General features: G+C 68.3%; 13 protein-coding genes. 7 read left to right on the forward strand and 6 right to left on the reverse strand.

Going from position 1 to position 15,519, the window contains the following annotated elements; all coding sequences use genetic code 11:
• Positions 1-99 precede the first annotated feature (99 nt).
• The 7 genes from ACEXOR_RS10270 (at position 100) to ACEXOR_RS10300 (ending at position 7,249) form a co-directional block, all read left to right on the forward strand.
• Complete coding sequence (locus ACEXOR_RS10270; RefSeq protein ID WP_374849532.1) at positions 100-2,640, forward strand: helix-turn-helix transcriptional regulator; 2,541 nt, start codon at positions 100-102, stop codon at positions 2,638-2,640.
• A 109-nt stretch (positions 2,641-2,749) separates the two neighbouring features.
• Positions 2,750-3,373: a superoxide dismutase gene (locus ACEXOR_RS10275; RefSeq protein WP_374849533.1), complete on the forward strand. Its 624-nt coding sequence runs from the start codon at positions 2,750-2,752 to the stop codon at positions 3,371-3,373.
• 102 nt (positions 3,374-3,475) lie between these two features.
• Positions 3,476-4,483 (forward strand): type I glyceraldehyde-3-phosphate dehydrogenase, encoded by a 1,008-nt coding sequence (gene gap, locus ACEXOR_RS10280; RefSeq protein WP_374849534.1) that lies wholly within the window; start codon positions 3,476-3,478, stop codon positions 4,481-4,483.
• Positions 4,484-4,577: 94 nt separating this feature from the next.
• Entirely contained in the window at positions 4,578-5,792 is a 1,215-nt protein-coding gene (locus tag ACEXOR_RS10285; protein ID WP_374849535.1) for a phosphoglycerate kinase, read from the forward strand.
• Positions 5,783-6,571: a triose-phosphate isomerase gene (gene tpiA, locus ACEXOR_RS10290; protein WP_374849536.1), complete on the forward strand. Its 789-nt coding sequence runs from the start codon at positions 5,783-5,785 to the stop codon at positions 6,569-6,571. The genes ACEXOR_RS10285 and tpiA overlap by 10 nt, the downstream gene beginning before the upstream one ends.
• A gap of 53 nt (positions 6,572-6,624) precedes the next feature.
• Positions 6,625-6,876, forward strand: a complete 252-nt coding sequence (gene secG, locus ACEXOR_RS10295) for a preprotein translocase subunit SecG (protein WP_374849537.1) — start codon at positions 6,625-6,627, stop codon at positions 6,874-6,876.
• Positions 6,877-6,886: 10 nt separating this feature from the next.
• Positions 6,887-7,249: an RNA polymerase-binding protein RbpA gene (locus tag ACEXOR_RS10300; RefSeq protein WP_374849538.1), complete on the forward strand. Its 363-nt coding sequence runs from the start codon at positions 6,887-6,889 to the stop codon at positions 7,247-7,249.
• Between the two features lie 84 nt (positions 7,250-7,333).
• Here the strand turns inward: ACEXOR_RS10300 and pgl are convergent, their stop codons facing one another.
• Genes pgl through tkt form a run of 6 tightly spaced genes read right to left on the reverse strand, consistent with a single transcriptional unit; the run spans position 7,334 to position 15,489 of the window.
• Positions 7,334-8,104, reverse strand: coding sequence for a 6-phosphogluconolactonase (gene pgl / locus ACEXOR_RS10305; RefSeq protein ID WP_374849539.1), 771 nt, complete (start codon positions 8,102-8,104; stop codon positions 7,334-7,336).
• Between the two features lie 14 nt (positions 8,105-8,118).
• Positions 8,119-9,093 (reverse strand): glucose-6-phosphate dehydrogenase assembly protein OpcA, encoded by a 975-nt coding sequence (locus tag ACEXOR_RS10310; protein WP_374849540.1) that lies wholly within the window; start codon positions 9,091-9,093, stop codon positions 8,119-8,121.
• A complete protein-coding gene (zwf, locus tag ACEXOR_RS10315) occupies positions 9,090-10,631 on the reverse strand; it encodes a glucose-6-phosphate dehydrogenase (RefSeq protein ID WP_374849541.1) in 1,542 nt (513 codons plus the stop codon). Before zwf ends, ACEXOR_RS10310 begins: the two co-directional genes overlap by 4 nt.
• Positions 10,632-10,659: 28 nt before the next feature.
• Positions 10,660-12,264 carry a glucose-6-phosphate isomerase gene (locus tag ACEXOR_RS10320; RefSeq protein ID WP_374849542.1) on the reverse strand — a complete coding sequence of 535 codons (1,605 nt, stop codon included), beginning with the start codon at positions 12,262-12,264 and terminating at the stop codon, positions 10,660-10,662.
• Entirely contained in the window at positions 12,261-13,367 is a 1,107-nt protein-coding gene (tal, locus tag ACEXOR_RS10325) for a transaldolase (RefSeq protein ID WP_374849543.1), read from the reverse strand. Before tal ends, ACEXOR_RS10320 begins: the two co-directional genes overlap by 4 nt.
• Before the next feature lie 28 nt (positions 13,368-13,395).
• Positions 13,396-15,489, reverse strand: coding sequence for a transketolase (gene tkt / locus ACEXOR_RS10330; RefSeq protein ID WP_374849544.1), 2,094 nt, complete (start codon positions 15,487-15,489; stop codon positions 13,396-13,398).
• Positions 15,490-15,519: the final 30 nt, after the last annotated feature.

A 15,519-nucleotide genomic window follows, 5' to 3' on the forward strand; every position in this document is an offset into this window, starting at 1 on the left:
CTATCGGCGAGCATCCCCAGTGGCAGCCATCACCCCAGCGGTGGTAGACATGCCTCCACCCGCCGATCGCGGCGGGCGGCCGATCGGGTGGGGGAGCACATGCGCGAGGGCCAGGGCACCGCTCGATCAGAGACGCTGACCGCGGCGCTGGCCGCCCTGCGGCGCGGTTCCGGAGTCGTCATCGTCGGAGAGCGCGGTTCCGGCCGTACCCGGTTCCTGCAGAGCGTGCTCGCGGAGTCGAGCCCCGAGACGCGCGGATCGCTCTGGATCGACGACGACGTGCACCGACTCGAGCCGGAGCAGGCCGATCGGCTCGCCCGTGCGGTGAGAGCCGGCACGACCCGGCCCCTGGTCACCGCGCTTTCGCGTCACCCGCTTCCCCGACAGATCGAGCGGCTCTGCGGCGAGGGTCTGGTGATCACGATCGAGCTCCCCGAGCTCACTGCGGGCGAGTTGCTGCGGTTCGTGGAGGGGGCACTGGATCTGCCGCTGCATCCTGAGTGCGTCCCCGCGTTCCTTCCGCGACGCCGCGGCGGTGATCTCGTGGTGCTGCGGGAGTCCGTTCTCGATGCCATCGAGGCCGGCGCGCTCGAGGAGGACGACGGATACTGGCGACTGACGACCCTCGTGCCGCCGAGTGAGCGACTCCGCCGTCTGATCCATTCGCGGCTGGATCTGCCGCCCGCGATGGAGTCGGAGGCTGCGCTCGTTCTGGATGTTCTCGGACTCGCACCGGAGTTGCGTCTGGGTCATTGCGTCTCGGTGGCTGCGGGCGAAGCGCGCACCGACGACATGCTGGCGGTGCTCGAGCAGCTCGAGAGCTGCGGGGTCATCGATGTCCTCGGTGCGCCGGACGAACTGCGGTTGCGCATCCATGATCCTGTCGTCGAACTCGTGATGCCCCAGACGATCGGTGTGCTTCGCCGCAACCGGCTGACGACCGCGCTCGTCGATCTGCTCGGCAGCTACGTCCTCGACGACTTGGCAGGGCCCGAACTCGCAGCGCTCGCCAAGCATGCGCTGCCGCTCGGACGTTCCATCGACCCCGCTGCCATGACCGGCGCAGCCGTCGCCGCCATGAAAGGGTCTCGTTTTGAGCTCGCCCTGCAACTCGGCTCGACTGCCGTTCGACACGGTGGTGGTTTCGACGCTCAGCTGGTGCTCGCTGCCGCCGAGTCCCGGTTGGGACAAGGACGAGCCGCCCTGACCCGGCTGGATGCGCTCGTCGAGGAGGCCGGGGGCGACCCGGCGCGACTGGAGGCGCTCACGACCCTCACGGGAGATGTTCTCGAGCAACTGGGCGAACCCGTCTTCGGGTGGGATCTGCCCTCCGACGCGCTCGTCGACGCCCGAGGGCTCGACCTCGCCTCGGTCCTTCGGCTGGACTGGACGCGGGACAAGCTGGCGCCGGTGCGGGATGGAGAACCTGCGGTGCCCGAACGGCTGCACGCGATGCTCGGGGGAGAGCGCCACGTGCAGGATTCGATCATCGCGGCGATGAAGGGCGATCTGATCGTCGCGCACGAGCACCTGGACGCGGGCGAGGCCCTGGTCACCGACGTGGATGCCGATTCGCTCGCACTGCAGCTCCGGCGCCTGTTCGCCGACAGTCTCGACGGAAAGCTCGGCGAGTGCATCGAGATCACCCAAGCCCTGGCGGAGCAGGCGGCGGTCGAGGGACAGGCGGTCAACCAGGCCGTCGCCACCTGGCTCACCGGTCACCTCCTGCTCTACTCCGGCCGGTTGGTCGATGCGACCCTCACGCTCACCGCCTCAGCCAGGATGATGGATCGGACCGGCATGCAGCGCACCGCGCTCCTGGCTCGAGCCGAGGCGGCCATCGCGTTCGGCCAGCTCGGGGAGACGGTCACGGCGGCCGAGACCCTCGCTCCCGCCCTGGTCGCTCCGGACGATCGCTTCGCCATCGTGGCGACCGCCCATCAGGCGGCCGGCTGGATCCACGCCGCGGCGGGTCGACGAGACGATGCCGTCGAGAGCTTCATCGCCGCGGCGGACACCTACGACTCGCTGGGTCACGAGCTCATCGCGGTCGTGCCGCTCGTGGAGGCGGCTCGTGCGGGCGCGGCCCGCCGGGTTCTGGCCCGGCTCGACGAGCGAGCAGAGGTGGTGCAGGGCGCGAACTGCGCGGTCTTGATCAGACACGGACGCGTCCTCGCGTGGTTCGAGGCCCACAATGCCCGAGCGCACGAGGGCGACGTCCACGAGGGCGACGTCCCGGAGCGGATGGCCGACGAGTTCGACGCCGTCGGCGCCGACTATGCAGCGGTGAGCTTCCACCTGAACGCTGCAGAGGCCTTCAGCCGGGCAGCGCTCCTGCACGGGCAGGCCGGACACGAGCGACAGGCAGCTGCCTCGTCGCGATGCGCCGCGCGCGAGCTCGCTGTCTGCGGCATCACCTCCGCACCCCTGATGCCCGCTCTCACGAGCACCCTGCTCTCGCGGCGGGAGCAGGAGATCGCAGCGCTGGCCGCCGAGGGCCGCAGCAACCGCGAGATCGGTTCCGAACTGGTGCTCTCGGTACGCACCGTCGAGACCCACCTGCTGCGGGTGTACCGCAAGCTCGGCATCCGGAACCGCAGCGAGCTGCCGACGGTTCTCGGTCAGCGATCCGCCAGGTGAACGGTGGCTGGATGCCGGGCCGCGGCACAGCGCAGCAGGAATAGACTGAACAGGTCACTCACAGCCGCCGCGCATCTGGTCGGCGGCCTCTAACACGAGGAGATCATCAATGGCTGAGTACACTCTGCCTGAGCTGCCGTACGACTACGCTGCGCTCGAGCCCCACATCAGCGGCAAGATCATGCAGCTCCACCACGACAAGCACCACGCCACCTACGTGGCCGGCGCCAACACCGCCCTGGCGTCGCTCGCCGAGGCCCGCGAATCGGGCAACCTGGCGAACGTCAACAAGCTGGAGAAAGACCTCGCCTTCAACCTCGGCGGGCACGTCAACCACTCCGTGTTCTGGACGAACCTGACTCCCGACACCCAGACCCCCGAGGGTGAGCTCGCCTCGGCCATCGACGACGCCTTCGGCTCCTTCGAGAAGTTCCAGGCGCACTTCACCGCCGTGGCGCTCGGTGTGCAGGGTTCAGGCTGGGCCGTGCTCGGCTGGGACGTCATCGGCCAGCAGCTCACCGTCTTCCAGCTGTTCGACCAGCAGGGCAACGTGCCGTTCGGCGTCGTCCCGCTGTTCATGCTGGACGTGTGGGAGCACGCCTACTACCTCGACTACCTCAACGTGCGTGCCGACTACATCAAGGCCGTGTGGAACATCGCCAACTGGCAGAACGTCGCCGCCCGCCTCGAGGCGGCTCGCACGAAGACCGAAGGCCTGCTGGTACTGTCATAGCGACGCCGGATGCCGGGGCCGACCACGCAGGTCGCCCCGGCATCCTTCTCCACGGCTTACCACCACAACTGCCCGCCAGGGCCCCAGCAACAGGAGCAATCTGTGTCCGTAAAGATCGGCATCAACGGCTTCGGCCGTATCGGCCGTAATTTCTTCCGCGCCGCCCTCGCCAAGGGCAGCGACATCGAGATCGTCGCCGTCAACGACCTGACCGACAACAAGGCGCTCGCGCACCTTCTGAAGTACGACTCCATCACCGGCCGTCTCGACGCCAAGGTGGAGCTCGACGGCGACAAGATCGTCGTCAACGGCAAGCCGATCATCGTGCTCGCCGAGCGCGACCCCGCCGACCTGCCCTGGGGTGAGCTGGGTGTCGACATCGTGATCGAGTCGACCGGCCGCTTCACCAAGAGCGAGGATGCACGCAAGCACATCACCGCCGGCGCCAAGAAGGTCATCGTCTCGGCTCCGGCCACCGGCGACGACGTGGCCACCATCGTCCTCGGCGTGAACGAGGGCACCTACGACCCGCAGGTGCACGACATCGTGTCGAACGCCTCCTGCACCACGAACTGCCTCGCGCCGCTCGCCAAGGTGCTGCTGGACAACTTCGGCATCGAGCGCGGCCTGATGACGACGGTGCATGCCTACACCGCCGACCAGAACCTGCAGGACGGTCCGCACAGCGACCTGCGTCGCGCCCGCGCCGCCGCCGTCAACATCATCCCCACCTCGACCGGTGCGGCGAAGGCCCTCGGTCTCGTCATCCCCGAGCTCGTCGGCAAGCTCGACGGCTACGCGCTGCGCGTTCCGGTTCCCACCGGTTCCATCACCGACCTCACGGTCGAGCTGACCAACCCGGCCACGGTCGAGGAGATCAACGCGGCGTACAAGAACGCAGCCGAGGGCGAACTCGCCGGCATCCTGAGCTACACCGAAGACCCGATCGTCTCGAGCGACATCGTCTCCGACCCGCACTCCTCGATCTTCGACGCCGGCCTCACCAAGGTGATCGGCAACCAGGTCAAGGTCGCCTCGTGGTACGACAACGAGTGGGGCTACTCCAACCGCCTCGTCGACATCGCCGAGTTCGTCGGCGCCAAGCTCTGACCCAGTGCCACCCAGCCGGTGGCGCCCCCGATACTCCCGCCTGTAGCGGCGGAGTATTGTCGGGGCGCCACCGTCTTCTGATGAAAGCAGTCCCGTGACGCTCCGAACACTCGATTCCCTCGGATCCCTCGCCGGCAAGCGCGTCGTCGTGCGGTGCGACCTCAACGTTCCTGTGAAGGACGGGGTCATCACCGACGACGGACGCGTCCGCGCGAGCCTCCCCACCCTCACCGCGCTGCTCGAGCAGGGCGCCCGTGTCATCGTGGTGAGCCACCTCGGCCGGCCCGACGGCGCGCCCGAGGCGAAGTACTCCCTGGAGCCGGTGGCGAAGCGCCTCGGCGAACTGCTGGGCCGGCCGGTCGCCTTCGCGACCGACACGGTGGGGCAGTCGGCGACGGATGCGGTGGCCGGGCTCGGCGACGGCGAGATCGCCGTTCTGGAGAACCTGCGGTTCAACGCGGGTGAGACGAGCAAGGACGAGTCGGAGCGTCGCGCGTTCGCCGAGCAGCTGGCTGCGTTCGGAGACGCCTTCGTCTCCGACGGTTTCGGCGTGGTGCACCGCAAGCAGGCGAGCGTCTACGACCTCGCCGAGCTGCTGCCCAGCGCTGCGGGCCTGCTGATCCAGGCCGAGCTCGACGTGCTCGACCGGCTCACGACCACACCTGAGCGCCCCTACACGGTGGTGCTCGGTGGCTCGAAGGTCTCCGACAAGCTCGGCGTCATCGGCCACCTGCTGCCGAAGGTCGACACGCTGCTCATCGGCGGGGGAATGCTCTTCACCTTCCTCAAGGCCCAGGGTCACCCGGTGGGCTCCAGCCTGCTCGAGGAGGACCAGCTGGACACCGTGCGCGGCTACCTCACCCAGGCCGACGAACTCGGCGTCACGATCGTGCTCCCCACCGACATCGTGGTGGCCTCGAAGTTCGGCGCGGATGCCGACACCGCCGTCACGGCCGCCGACGCCATCGAGGAGACCCCGTTCGGATCTTCGGGCCTTGGCCTGGACATCGGTCCCGACACCGCGAAGACCTTCGCCGGCATCATCGCCGACTCCAAGACGGTGTTCTGGAACGGCCCGATGGGTGTGTTCGAGCTCGAGCCGTTCGCCGCGGGCACCAAGGCCGTGGCGCAAGCACTCACCGAGGTCGACGGCCTCGGCGTGGTCGGGGGCGGTGACTCGGCTGCGGCCGTGCGCGCCCTCGGTTTCACAGACGACCAGTTCGGTCACATCTCAACTGGAGGCGGTGCCAGTCTCGAATTCCTCGAGGGCAAGCGTCTCCCCGGCCTGGAGGTCCTCGGATGGTCCTGAAGCGCACGCCCCTGATCGCGGGCAACTGGAAGATGAACCTCGACCACCTGCAGGCCATCGCCTTCGTGCAGAAGCTCGCCTGGTCGCTGGAGGATGCGAAGCACAGCTTCGACGACGTCGAGGTCGCGCTCTTCCCCCCGTTCACCGACCTGCGTTCGGTGCAGACCCTGGTCTCGGCCGACAAGCTGTCGCTCGCCTACGGCGGACAGGACATCTCCGAGCACGAGTCCGGTGCCTACACCGGCGAGATCTCAGGCCAGTTCCTGGCCCAGCTCGACACCAAGTACGTCATCATCGGCCACTCCGAGCGGCGCACGCTGCACGCCGAGACCGACGAGATCGTCGCTGCCAAGACCAAGGCGGCCATCGCGAACGGCATCGTGCCCATCATCTGCGTGGGCGAGACGGCCGACGACCTGGAGAAGCACGGCCAGAGCGCCGTGCCGGTGGCCCAGCTCACCGCCGCCATCGAGGGTCTGAAGCCCGGCGCCGACATCGTCGTGGCCTACGAGCCCGTCTGGGCCATCGGCTCGGGCCAGGCCGCCACGCCGGAGCAGGCCGAGACCGTCGGCGCGGCCCTGCGTGCCGTGCTGGCCGACAAGCTCGGGGCCGAGGCGGCCGCCGCGACCAGGATCCTCTACGGCGGTTCGGTGAAGTCGGGCAACATCGCCGGCTTCATGCGCGAGCCCAACGTCGACGGAGCACTCGTGGGAGGCGCGAGCCTCGACGTGGCCGAGTTCGCGGCCATCGTCCGTTACCAGAAGCACGTGGGAGTGTAGACTAACCTCTGGTCTTCGGGGGCGGCCCCGCTCCCGTACGTGAAAGGCAAGCAGTGCAAATCCTTCAGGTCATCCTTCAGGTGGTTCTCGCCATCACGAGCCTGCTTCTGACTCTTCTGATCCTGCTCCACAAGGGGCGTGGTGGAGGCCTCTCCGACATGTTCGGCGGAGGCGTCACCTCCAACCTGGGAGCGTCCGGCGTCGCCGAGCGCAACCTGAATCGAATCACCGTCATCCTGGGACTCATCTGGGTCGCCAGTATCGTCGTGCTCGGTCTGATCACCAAGTTCGACACCAGCCTGTAGGGGAATAGACATGGCATCAGGAGGAAGCGCGATCCGCGGATCGCGTGTGGGCGCAGGCCCGATGGGGGAGCAGGACCGCGGGTTCCACGCCGAGCGCGTGCAGATCTCGTACTGGGATGCGCTCGGCAACGAGACGGTGCGGTACTTCGCGGCGAACCTGCCCGACGAAGAGATCCCCGAGGTCATCGACTGCCCCGCGTCCGGCCTTCCCGCCGGCCGCGACAAGGCCAACCCCCCGTCGGTGGTCAAGCTCGAGCCGTACAAGACGCACCTCGCCTACGTGAAGGAGCGCCGCACCGAGCAGGAGGCGGAGCAGCTTCTCGAAGACGCGCTCCAGCAACTGCGCGAGCGACGCGGCACCGTCACGAAGTAGTTCGCGTCACGCACGCACAAGGGAGGCCCTCACAGAGATGTGAGGGCCTCCCTTTTCGTCGTGCCTGCCCGGTCCGGCCGCTGATCAGTAGCTGGGCGCGATGAGAGCGGCCGGCACCTCGGAGGCCGCTTCCTGGTCGACGAAGAACACGGTGCGCTTGCGACCCTGGGCTCCCGCCACCGGCACCTCGTCGACGCTGGCGCCGGCGAGGGCCAGGCCGATCGCCGAGGCCTTGTCGGCACCGGCCAGCACCATCCAGATGCGGTCGGCCGACTGGATGACGGGGAGGGTGAGGCTGAGCCTCTCCGGAGGCGGCTTGGGGGAGTTGCGTACCGGTACGACCGTCGCATCCGTGATTCGGATCTCGTCGTGGCCCGGGAAGAGGGACGCGATGTGGCCATCGGGGCCGACACCGAGGAACATGATGTCGAACCGCGGGTACTCACGCCCTTCGGGTGCTGCTTCGGCGAGCTCGCGCGCGTAGATGCGGGCGGCCTCGTCGAGGTCGTCGAGATCGTCGGTCGAGGGATACGCGTGCACCTTCGACTCGTCGACACCCACGTGGTCCAGCAGCGCCCGGCGAGCCTGCAGCTCGTTCCGGTCGGCGTCGTCACGGGCGACGAAGCGCTCGTCACCCCACCAGAACGAGATGCGCGACCAGTCGATGGACTGGCAGGCGGGGGAGGAGCGGATGGCCGCAAGGACCTTCTCACCCATCGTGCCGCCCGTCAGCACCACGTTCGCTTCCTCGTACTCGTCGAGGATGTCGATCATCTTGGTGATGAACCGGGCCGCGACGGAGCCGGCGAGCGACTCCTTGTCGGGGTCGACCAGGACTCGGCGATCTGTCGTCATCGGGTTTCAGCCTTTCAGACCGCGTCGCGGACGCCGGCGTCGTCGTTCTCCAGCAGCTCGGACAGGCCCTGGGTGATCACTTCACCGTACAGGTCGTCGGGGTCGAGTCGTCGCAGCTCCTCGGCCAGGCAGTCGCGGAGGTTGCGTCGCGGCAGCGCCAGGTCGTGGGTGGGCTGGTCGGGCTGGCTGAGACGGGCCACGTTGGGCACGTCACGCACGAGCTCGATGTCACCGCTCTGCCGGCTCAGGATCACGCCGTGGATGCCGCTGGAGCCGTTCGAGCGCGACAGCAGCCCGTACTTCACCGGCACCTGCAGCTGGTGCCGGAGCCAGGAGGCGAGCAGCAGCGTGGAGGGCGAGTCGGATGCGCCGGAGACCTCGATGCCCGTGACCGGCTCGTACGGCGGCTGGTCGAGCACCGCGGCGAGCTGGGCGCGCCACAGGGTGAGCCTGGTCCAGGCGAAGTCGGTGTCGCCGGGAGCGTAGGCCTCCGCGCGGCGCAGCAGCGCCTCGTACGGGTTCGGCTGGTTCGACGAGTCGGTGATGCGACGGGTCGCGATGCGGCCGAGGTCGGAGTTCGACACGTCGTCGGGGGCCGCTCCCGGCCACCAGACGACGACCGGCGCGTCGGAGAGGAGCAGGCCGGTGACCAGTCCTTCCTGGTCGCTCGCGGCCGCCCCGTAGGCGCGGAGTACGACGACCTCGCTCGCGCCGGCGTCGCCACCCACGCGGATCTGGGCGTCGAGACGTGCGCCCCGGCCGGTGTTCATGCCGTCGTTCGCGGTGTCGGTCGACACGACGATGACCCGCATGGGGTGCTCACGGGAGGCGTCGTTGGCCGCCTCGATCGCGTCTTCCTCCTCGCCGAGCGAGGTGACGATCACGAGGGTGAGCACACGGCCCAGAGCGACGGCGCCGCCCTCCTCGCGGATCTTCACCAACGACTTCGAGATCTTGCTGGTGGTGGTGTCGGGCAGATCGACGATCACGGACGTCTCCAAGTTCTTCCATCGCGGGCCAGCAGTTCGTCGGCGGAGCTCGGGCCCCAGGTGCCGGGTCGGTACTGTTCGGGCTGGCCCTGGGTGCTCCAGTACTCCTCGATCGGGTCGAGGATCATCCACGACAGCTCGACCTCGCGCTGACGCGGGAAGAGCGGCGGGTCTCCCAGCAGCACGTCGAGGATGAGTCGCTCGTAGGCCTCGGGGCTGGCTTCGGTGAAGGCGTGGCCATAACCGAAGTCCATGGTCACGTCGCGCACCTGCACGCCGGCACCGGGAACCTTCGACCCGAACCTGATCGTGACACCCTCGTCGGGCTGAACCCGGATGACGAGAGCGTTCTGGCCGAGTTCCGAGGTCTGGCTCTCCGCGAAGAGGTACTGCGGCGCACGCTTGAACACGACCGCGATCTCGGTGACACGGCGGCCCAGACGCTTGCCCGCTCGCAGGTAGAACGGAACACCCGCCCAGCGGCGCGTGCCGATGTCGAGCTTCACGGCCGCGTAGGTCTCGGTGGTCGAATGCGGGTTCATGCCGTCTTCTTCGAGGAAGCCGAGAACCTTCTCGCCGCCCTGCCAACCACCCGCGTACTGGCCGCGTGCAGAGACCGTGCTGAGGTCATCCGGGAGCTTGACGGCGGCGAGCACCTTCTCCTTCTCGGCACGCAGGTCGGCGGCGTCGAACGAGATCGGCTCCTCCATGGCCGTGAGGGCCAGGAGCTGGAGCAGGTGGTTCTGGATGACGTCGCGGGCTGCACCGATGCCGTCGTAGTAGCCGGCCCGGCCGCCCACTCCGATGTCTTCGGCCATCGTGATCTGCACGTGGTCGACGTAGTTGGCGTTCCAGATGGGCTCGTAGAGCTGGTTCGCGAAACGGAGCGCCAGGATGTTCTGGACGGTCTCCTTGCCGAGGTAGTGGTCGATACGGAACACCGAGTCGGGCGGGAAGACCGACTCCACCACGTCGTTCAGCTCGCGGGCCGTCTTGAGGTCGCTGCCGAAGGGCTTCTCGATGACGACGCGTCGCCAGGAGCCCTCGCGCTGGTCGGCGAGGCCGGAGCGGCGCAGCTGCTCGGTGACGAGAGGGAACGCCTTCGGCGGGATCGAGAGGTAGAAGGCGTAGTTGCCCTTCGTGCCGCGGTCGCGGTCGAGCTCGTCGATCGTCTCCTTGAGCTGTTCGAAGGCCGTCTCGTCGTCGAACTCTCCCGAGACGAAGCGGATGCCCTCCGACAGCTGACGCCACACGTCTTCGTCGAAGGGGGTGCGCGAGTGCTCCTTCACGGCGTCGTGCACGACGCGTTCGAAGTCCTGGTCCTCCCAGTCGCGCCGGGCGAAGCCGACGAGGGAGAAGCCGGGCGGCAGGAGGCCGCGGCTGGCGAGGTCGTAGACCGCCGGCATCAGCTTCTTGCGCGACAGGTCGCCGGTCACGCCGAAGATCACGAGGCCAGAGGGCCCGGCGATGCGGTTGAGGCGGCGATCCGTGGGTAGCCGGAGCGGGTTGTACTCCGGGGTGATCTCAACGGGAGGCATTGAACTCCTAGTGTGCGGTCGGCAACCGTCAGCGCAGGGCGCTGAACAGGGTGTCGACGTCGGTGGACGCGTTCGTGAGGTTGAGGCGCAGCACGGGTCGACCGTGCTGCTGGAGGACGGCGGCATCACCGGCGGCCTGGGCCTGGATGAGCTGACCGAAGGTGAACGGGCGGTCGGGGATGGCGAGGTCGTCGACGGTGTCGGCGGTGATCTGCAGGAACACCCCGTCGGCCGGACCGCCCTTGTGGTACTGGCCGGTGGAGTGCAGGAACCGCGGACCCCAACCGAACGTGACCGGGCGGTGCGATCGCGCTGCGAGCACGTCGCGGAGCTCCACCAGTCGGGCCTGCTGCAGTCGGTCGACGTAGGCCATGACGGCCAGGTAACCCGTTTCGGGCAGTGACGCCAGGAGGGCGTCGACCGAGCCGGCGAGGGTGTCGGCCACCGAGACGACGTCGGCCGTGCCGCGCACCTCGATGCCGCCCTCGACGAACGCCGGAGCCTCGGCCTCCGGCCGGTTCTCGAGCAGACCGCGAGCGGCCGACTTCGCCGACTCGACGTCGGGCTGGTCGAACGGGTTGATGCCGAGCAGGCGCCCTGCCACCGCGACCGCATACTCCCAGGTGAGGAACATCGCACCGAGGGAACCGCTGATCAGCACCTCGCCGGGGTGACGCTCGTGCAGGTGCCGCGCACCCGCATCCGCCACCAACCGCACGACCTGCAGGTCGGGGAGGTTCTCTGTGAGCTCCGGGGAGCCGAGGTCGAGCACGACCGGCAGCAGTCCCGTGCCGTTCTTCCCCGTCGACTCGGCGATCAGCTGTTCGGCCCAGTCGGCGAAGCCCACGATGTGGGTTCCGTCGGCCACGATGCCGGTCTTGTCGCGGAGGGGCGAGGTTCCGGCCAGGGCCGATCCGAGGATCAGACCGAAGTTCTCCGAGCCGTCCTCGGCGAGGTTGAGCGAGATGGCCTCGGCCTCGTCGAGGAGCTCGCCGATGTCGGCTCCCGCGAGTCCGGATGGCACGAGTCCGAAGGCGGTGAGCGCCGAGTAGCGGCCACCCACGTTCGGATCGGCCAGGAACACGCGGTAACCGGCCTCGCGAGCGGATGCCTCCAGCGGCGAACCGGGATCGGTCACGATCACGATGCGCTCGGCCGGGTCGATGCCGGCGGCCGCGAAGGCCGCCTCGTAGGCGCGGCGCTGGCTGTCGGTCTCGAGCGTGCCGCCCGACTTCGACGACGCGATCAGCACCGTGGTGGCCAGCCGGTCGTCGAGAGCGGCGCGGATCTGCTCCGGGGCCGTGGAGTCGAGAATGGTCAGCTCGACCCCGAGGGTCGCGGTGATCACCTCGGGGGCGAGCGACGAGCCGCCCATACCCGCGAGCACGAAGTGGTCGATGCCGGCCGAGACGAACTGCTCACGCAGCGCCGCGACCTCGGCGACCAGCGGCCGGGAGATCGAGACGGCCTCGGTCCAGCCGAGACGCGTCCCGGCTTCGGCCTCGGCCTCCGGGCCCCACAGGGCGGGGTTCGCCGCTGTGATCCCGGAGGCGACGAGGTCGGCCACCAACTGCGGCACGTGCGACTGCACGGCCGCCTTCGCGTCGCCCGAGGTATGGACGGCGATCGTCATTTCGCGGCTTCGAGGTTCGCCGTGACCGTGTCGAGCAGCTCGTTCCAGGACACGATGAACTTCTCGACGCCCTCCTTCTCGAGCAGCTCGGTGACCTCGGCGTAGGAGATGCCCAGGGCGCCGATGGCGTCGAGCACCTTGTTGGCCTCCTCGTAGGAGTTCGCGATGGTGTCACCGCGCACGTCGCCGTGGTCGGACAGGGCGTCGAGCGTCTTCTCGGGCATGGTGTTGACCACCGAGGGCGCCGCCAGTTCGATCACGTAGGCCGTGTCGGGCACGCTCGGGTCTTTTACGCCGGTCGATGCCCAGAGCGGACGCTGGGTGTTGGCGCCGGCCTCGAGCAGCAGCAGGGCGCGCTCGGTGGCGAACGCCTGGGTCCACACCTCGTAGGCGAGCCGGGCGTTGGCGATGCCGGCCTTGCTCTTCAGGGCGAGGGCCTCGTCGGTGCCGATGTCGGTGAGGCGCTTGTCGATCTCGGTGTCGACGCGCGACACGAAGAACGAGGCGACCGAGTGGATCTTCGAGAGGTCGTGCCCGGCCTCCTTCGCCTTCTCCAGGCCCGTGAGGTAGGCGTTGATGACGTCGCGGTAGCGCTCCAGCGAGAAGATCAGCGTGACGTTGACCGAGATGCCGGCCGCGATGGTCTCGGTGATGGCCTCGAGGCCCTCGACCGTCGCGGGGATCTTGATCAGCACGTTCTCACGGTTGACCTTCTCGAACAGAGCCTTGGCCTGATCGATGGTGCCCTGAGCGTCGTGCGCGAGGCCCGGCTCGACCTCGATCGACACGCGACCGTCGAAGCCCTTGGTGGCGTCGTAGATCGGCTTGAAGATGTCGCTGGCGTCGGCGACGTCGTCGGTGGTGATCTCGAAGACCGCGGTGGTCACATCCGTGCCCGCCTTGGCGAGCTCCGCGACCTGGGCGTCGTACGACTCGCCCTTGGACAGCGCCGCGGCGAAGATCGTGGGGTTCGTCGTGACGCCCACCACGTTCTTCTCGGCGATCAGCTTCTGCAGCCCGCCCGAGGTGATGCGCTCGCGCGACAGGTCGTCGAGCCAGATCGACACGCCGACATCGGACAGGTTCTGGGTGTTCTCAGTCATGTTCTCTATCTCCTAGTGCGTTGCCGGCTCAGAGCGCGGCGAGCGACGTCTTGGCGGCTTCGACCGCTGCTTCAGTGGTGATGCCGAACTCGCGGAACAGCGTCTTGTAGTCGGCCGAGGCACCGAAGTGCTCGATCGAGACGCTACGACCGGCGTCGCCGATGTACTTGCGCCAGCCCATGTCGAGGCCGGCCTCGATGGAGACGCGCGCCTTGACGGATGCCGGGAGCACCGACTCCTTGTACTCCTCGGTCTGCTCCTCGAACCACTCGAGCGAGGGAGCCGACACGACGCGGGCGTTGATGCCCTCGCCGGCCAGGATCTCGCGGGCGTTCACGGCCAGCTGAACCTCGGACCCGGTGGCGATGAAGATCACGTCGGGGGTGCCGTTGGCGGCCTCGGCGAGCACGTAGGCGCCCTTCGAGACGTTCTTGGCGGAGGCGAACACGTCGCCAGAGGCCTCTCCGTCGCCGCGCTCGAACACCGGGATGTTCTGGCGGGTGAGGGCGATGCCGGCCGGGTTGTGCTTGCGGCCCAGGATCGTGAGCCAGGCGTAGGCCACCTCGTTGGCGTCGGCGGGGCGAACCACGTCAAGGCCCGGGATGGCGCGCAGCACGGTGAGCTGCTCCACCGGCTGGTGGGTGGGGCCGTCTTCACCGAGGGCGACGGAGTCGTGCGTCCAGACGAAGATCGAGGGCACCTTCATCAGGGCGGCCAGACGCACTGCGGGGCGCATGTAGTCGCTGAAGATGAGGAAGGTGCCGCCGAACGGGCGGGTCTTGCCGTGCAGCACGATGCCGTTCAGGATCGAGCCCATCGCGTGCTCGCGGATGCCGAAGTGCAGCACGCGGCCGTACGGGTTGCCCGTCCACTCGTGGGTGGAGTGCTCGGAGGGCACGAACGACGCCGCCGACTCGATGGTCGTGTTGTTCGACTCGGCGAGGTCGGCGGAGCCGCCCCAGAACTCGGGCAGCACGGGAGCGAGGGCGTTGATGACCTTGCCGGAGGCGGCACGGGTCGAGACCTCTTTGCCGGCCTCGAACACGGGCAGCACGTCCTCGAGGCCCTCGGGCAGTTCGCCGGCCTCGAGGCGGTCCAGAAGGGCCTTCTTCTCGGGGTTGGCCTCGGCCCAGGCGTCGAAGCCCTTCTGCCACTCGGCGCGCTCTTCCGAGCCGCGCTGGAGCGCCTTGCGCGTGTGCTCGATGACGTCGGCGTCGACCTGGAAGGTCTGCTCGGGGTCGAAGCCCACGACCTCCTTGAGGCCGCGCAGCTCGTCGGCGCCGAGGGCGGAGCCGTGGATCTTGCCGGAGTTCTGCTTCTTCGGCGACGGCCAGCCGATGATCGTCTTGAGGATGATCAGCGAGGGCTTGGAGGTCTCGGCCTTGGCCGCCTCGATGGCGTCGAAGAGCGACTGCACGTCTTCGACGTACTGGCCCGTCTTCTTCCAGTCGACGACCTGCACGTGCCAGTGGTACGACTCGTAGCGCGCCTTGACGTCCTCGGTGAAGGCGATGTTCGTGTCGTCCTCGATCGAGATCTGGTTCGAGTCGTAGATGGCGATCAGGTTGCCGAGCTGCTGGTGGCCGGCGAGCGACGAGGCCTCGCTCGTGACGCCCTCCTCCATGTCGCCGTCGCCGGCGATCACGTACGTGAAGTGGTCGAACGGGCTCGTGCCGGGCGCGGCATCCGGATCGAACAGACCGCGCTCGAAGCGCTGCGCGTAGGCGAAGCCCACCGAGGAGGCGAGGCCCTGGCCGAGCGGGCCCGTGGTGATCTCGACACCCTTGGTGTGCCCGTACTCGGGGTGGCCGGGCGTCAGCGAACCCCAGGTGCGGAGCGCCTTGAGGTCGTCGAGCTCGAGGCCGTAGCCGCCGAGGTAGAGCTGGATGTACTGGGTGAGCGAGGAGTGGCCCACGGAGAGGATGAAGCGGTCACGGCCGAGCCAGTCCTGGTCGGCCGGGTCTTTGCGCATGACCTTCTGGAACAGGAGGTACGCAGCGGGCGCAAGGCTGATCGCAGTACCGGGGTGGCCGTTACCGACCTTCTCTACGGCGTCTGCCGCGAGGATCTTGGCGGTCGAAACTGCTTTGTCGTCAATGGAATCCCATTGGAGTGTAGCCACGAGGAAATGGACCCCTTCTCTAGTGCGGAC

The organism is Herbiconiux liangxiaofengii (assembly GCF_041927335.1).
Taxonomy (GTDB): Bacteria; Actinomycetota; Actinomycetes; order Actinomycetales; family Microbacteriaceae; genus Herbiconiux; species Herbiconiux liangxiaofengii.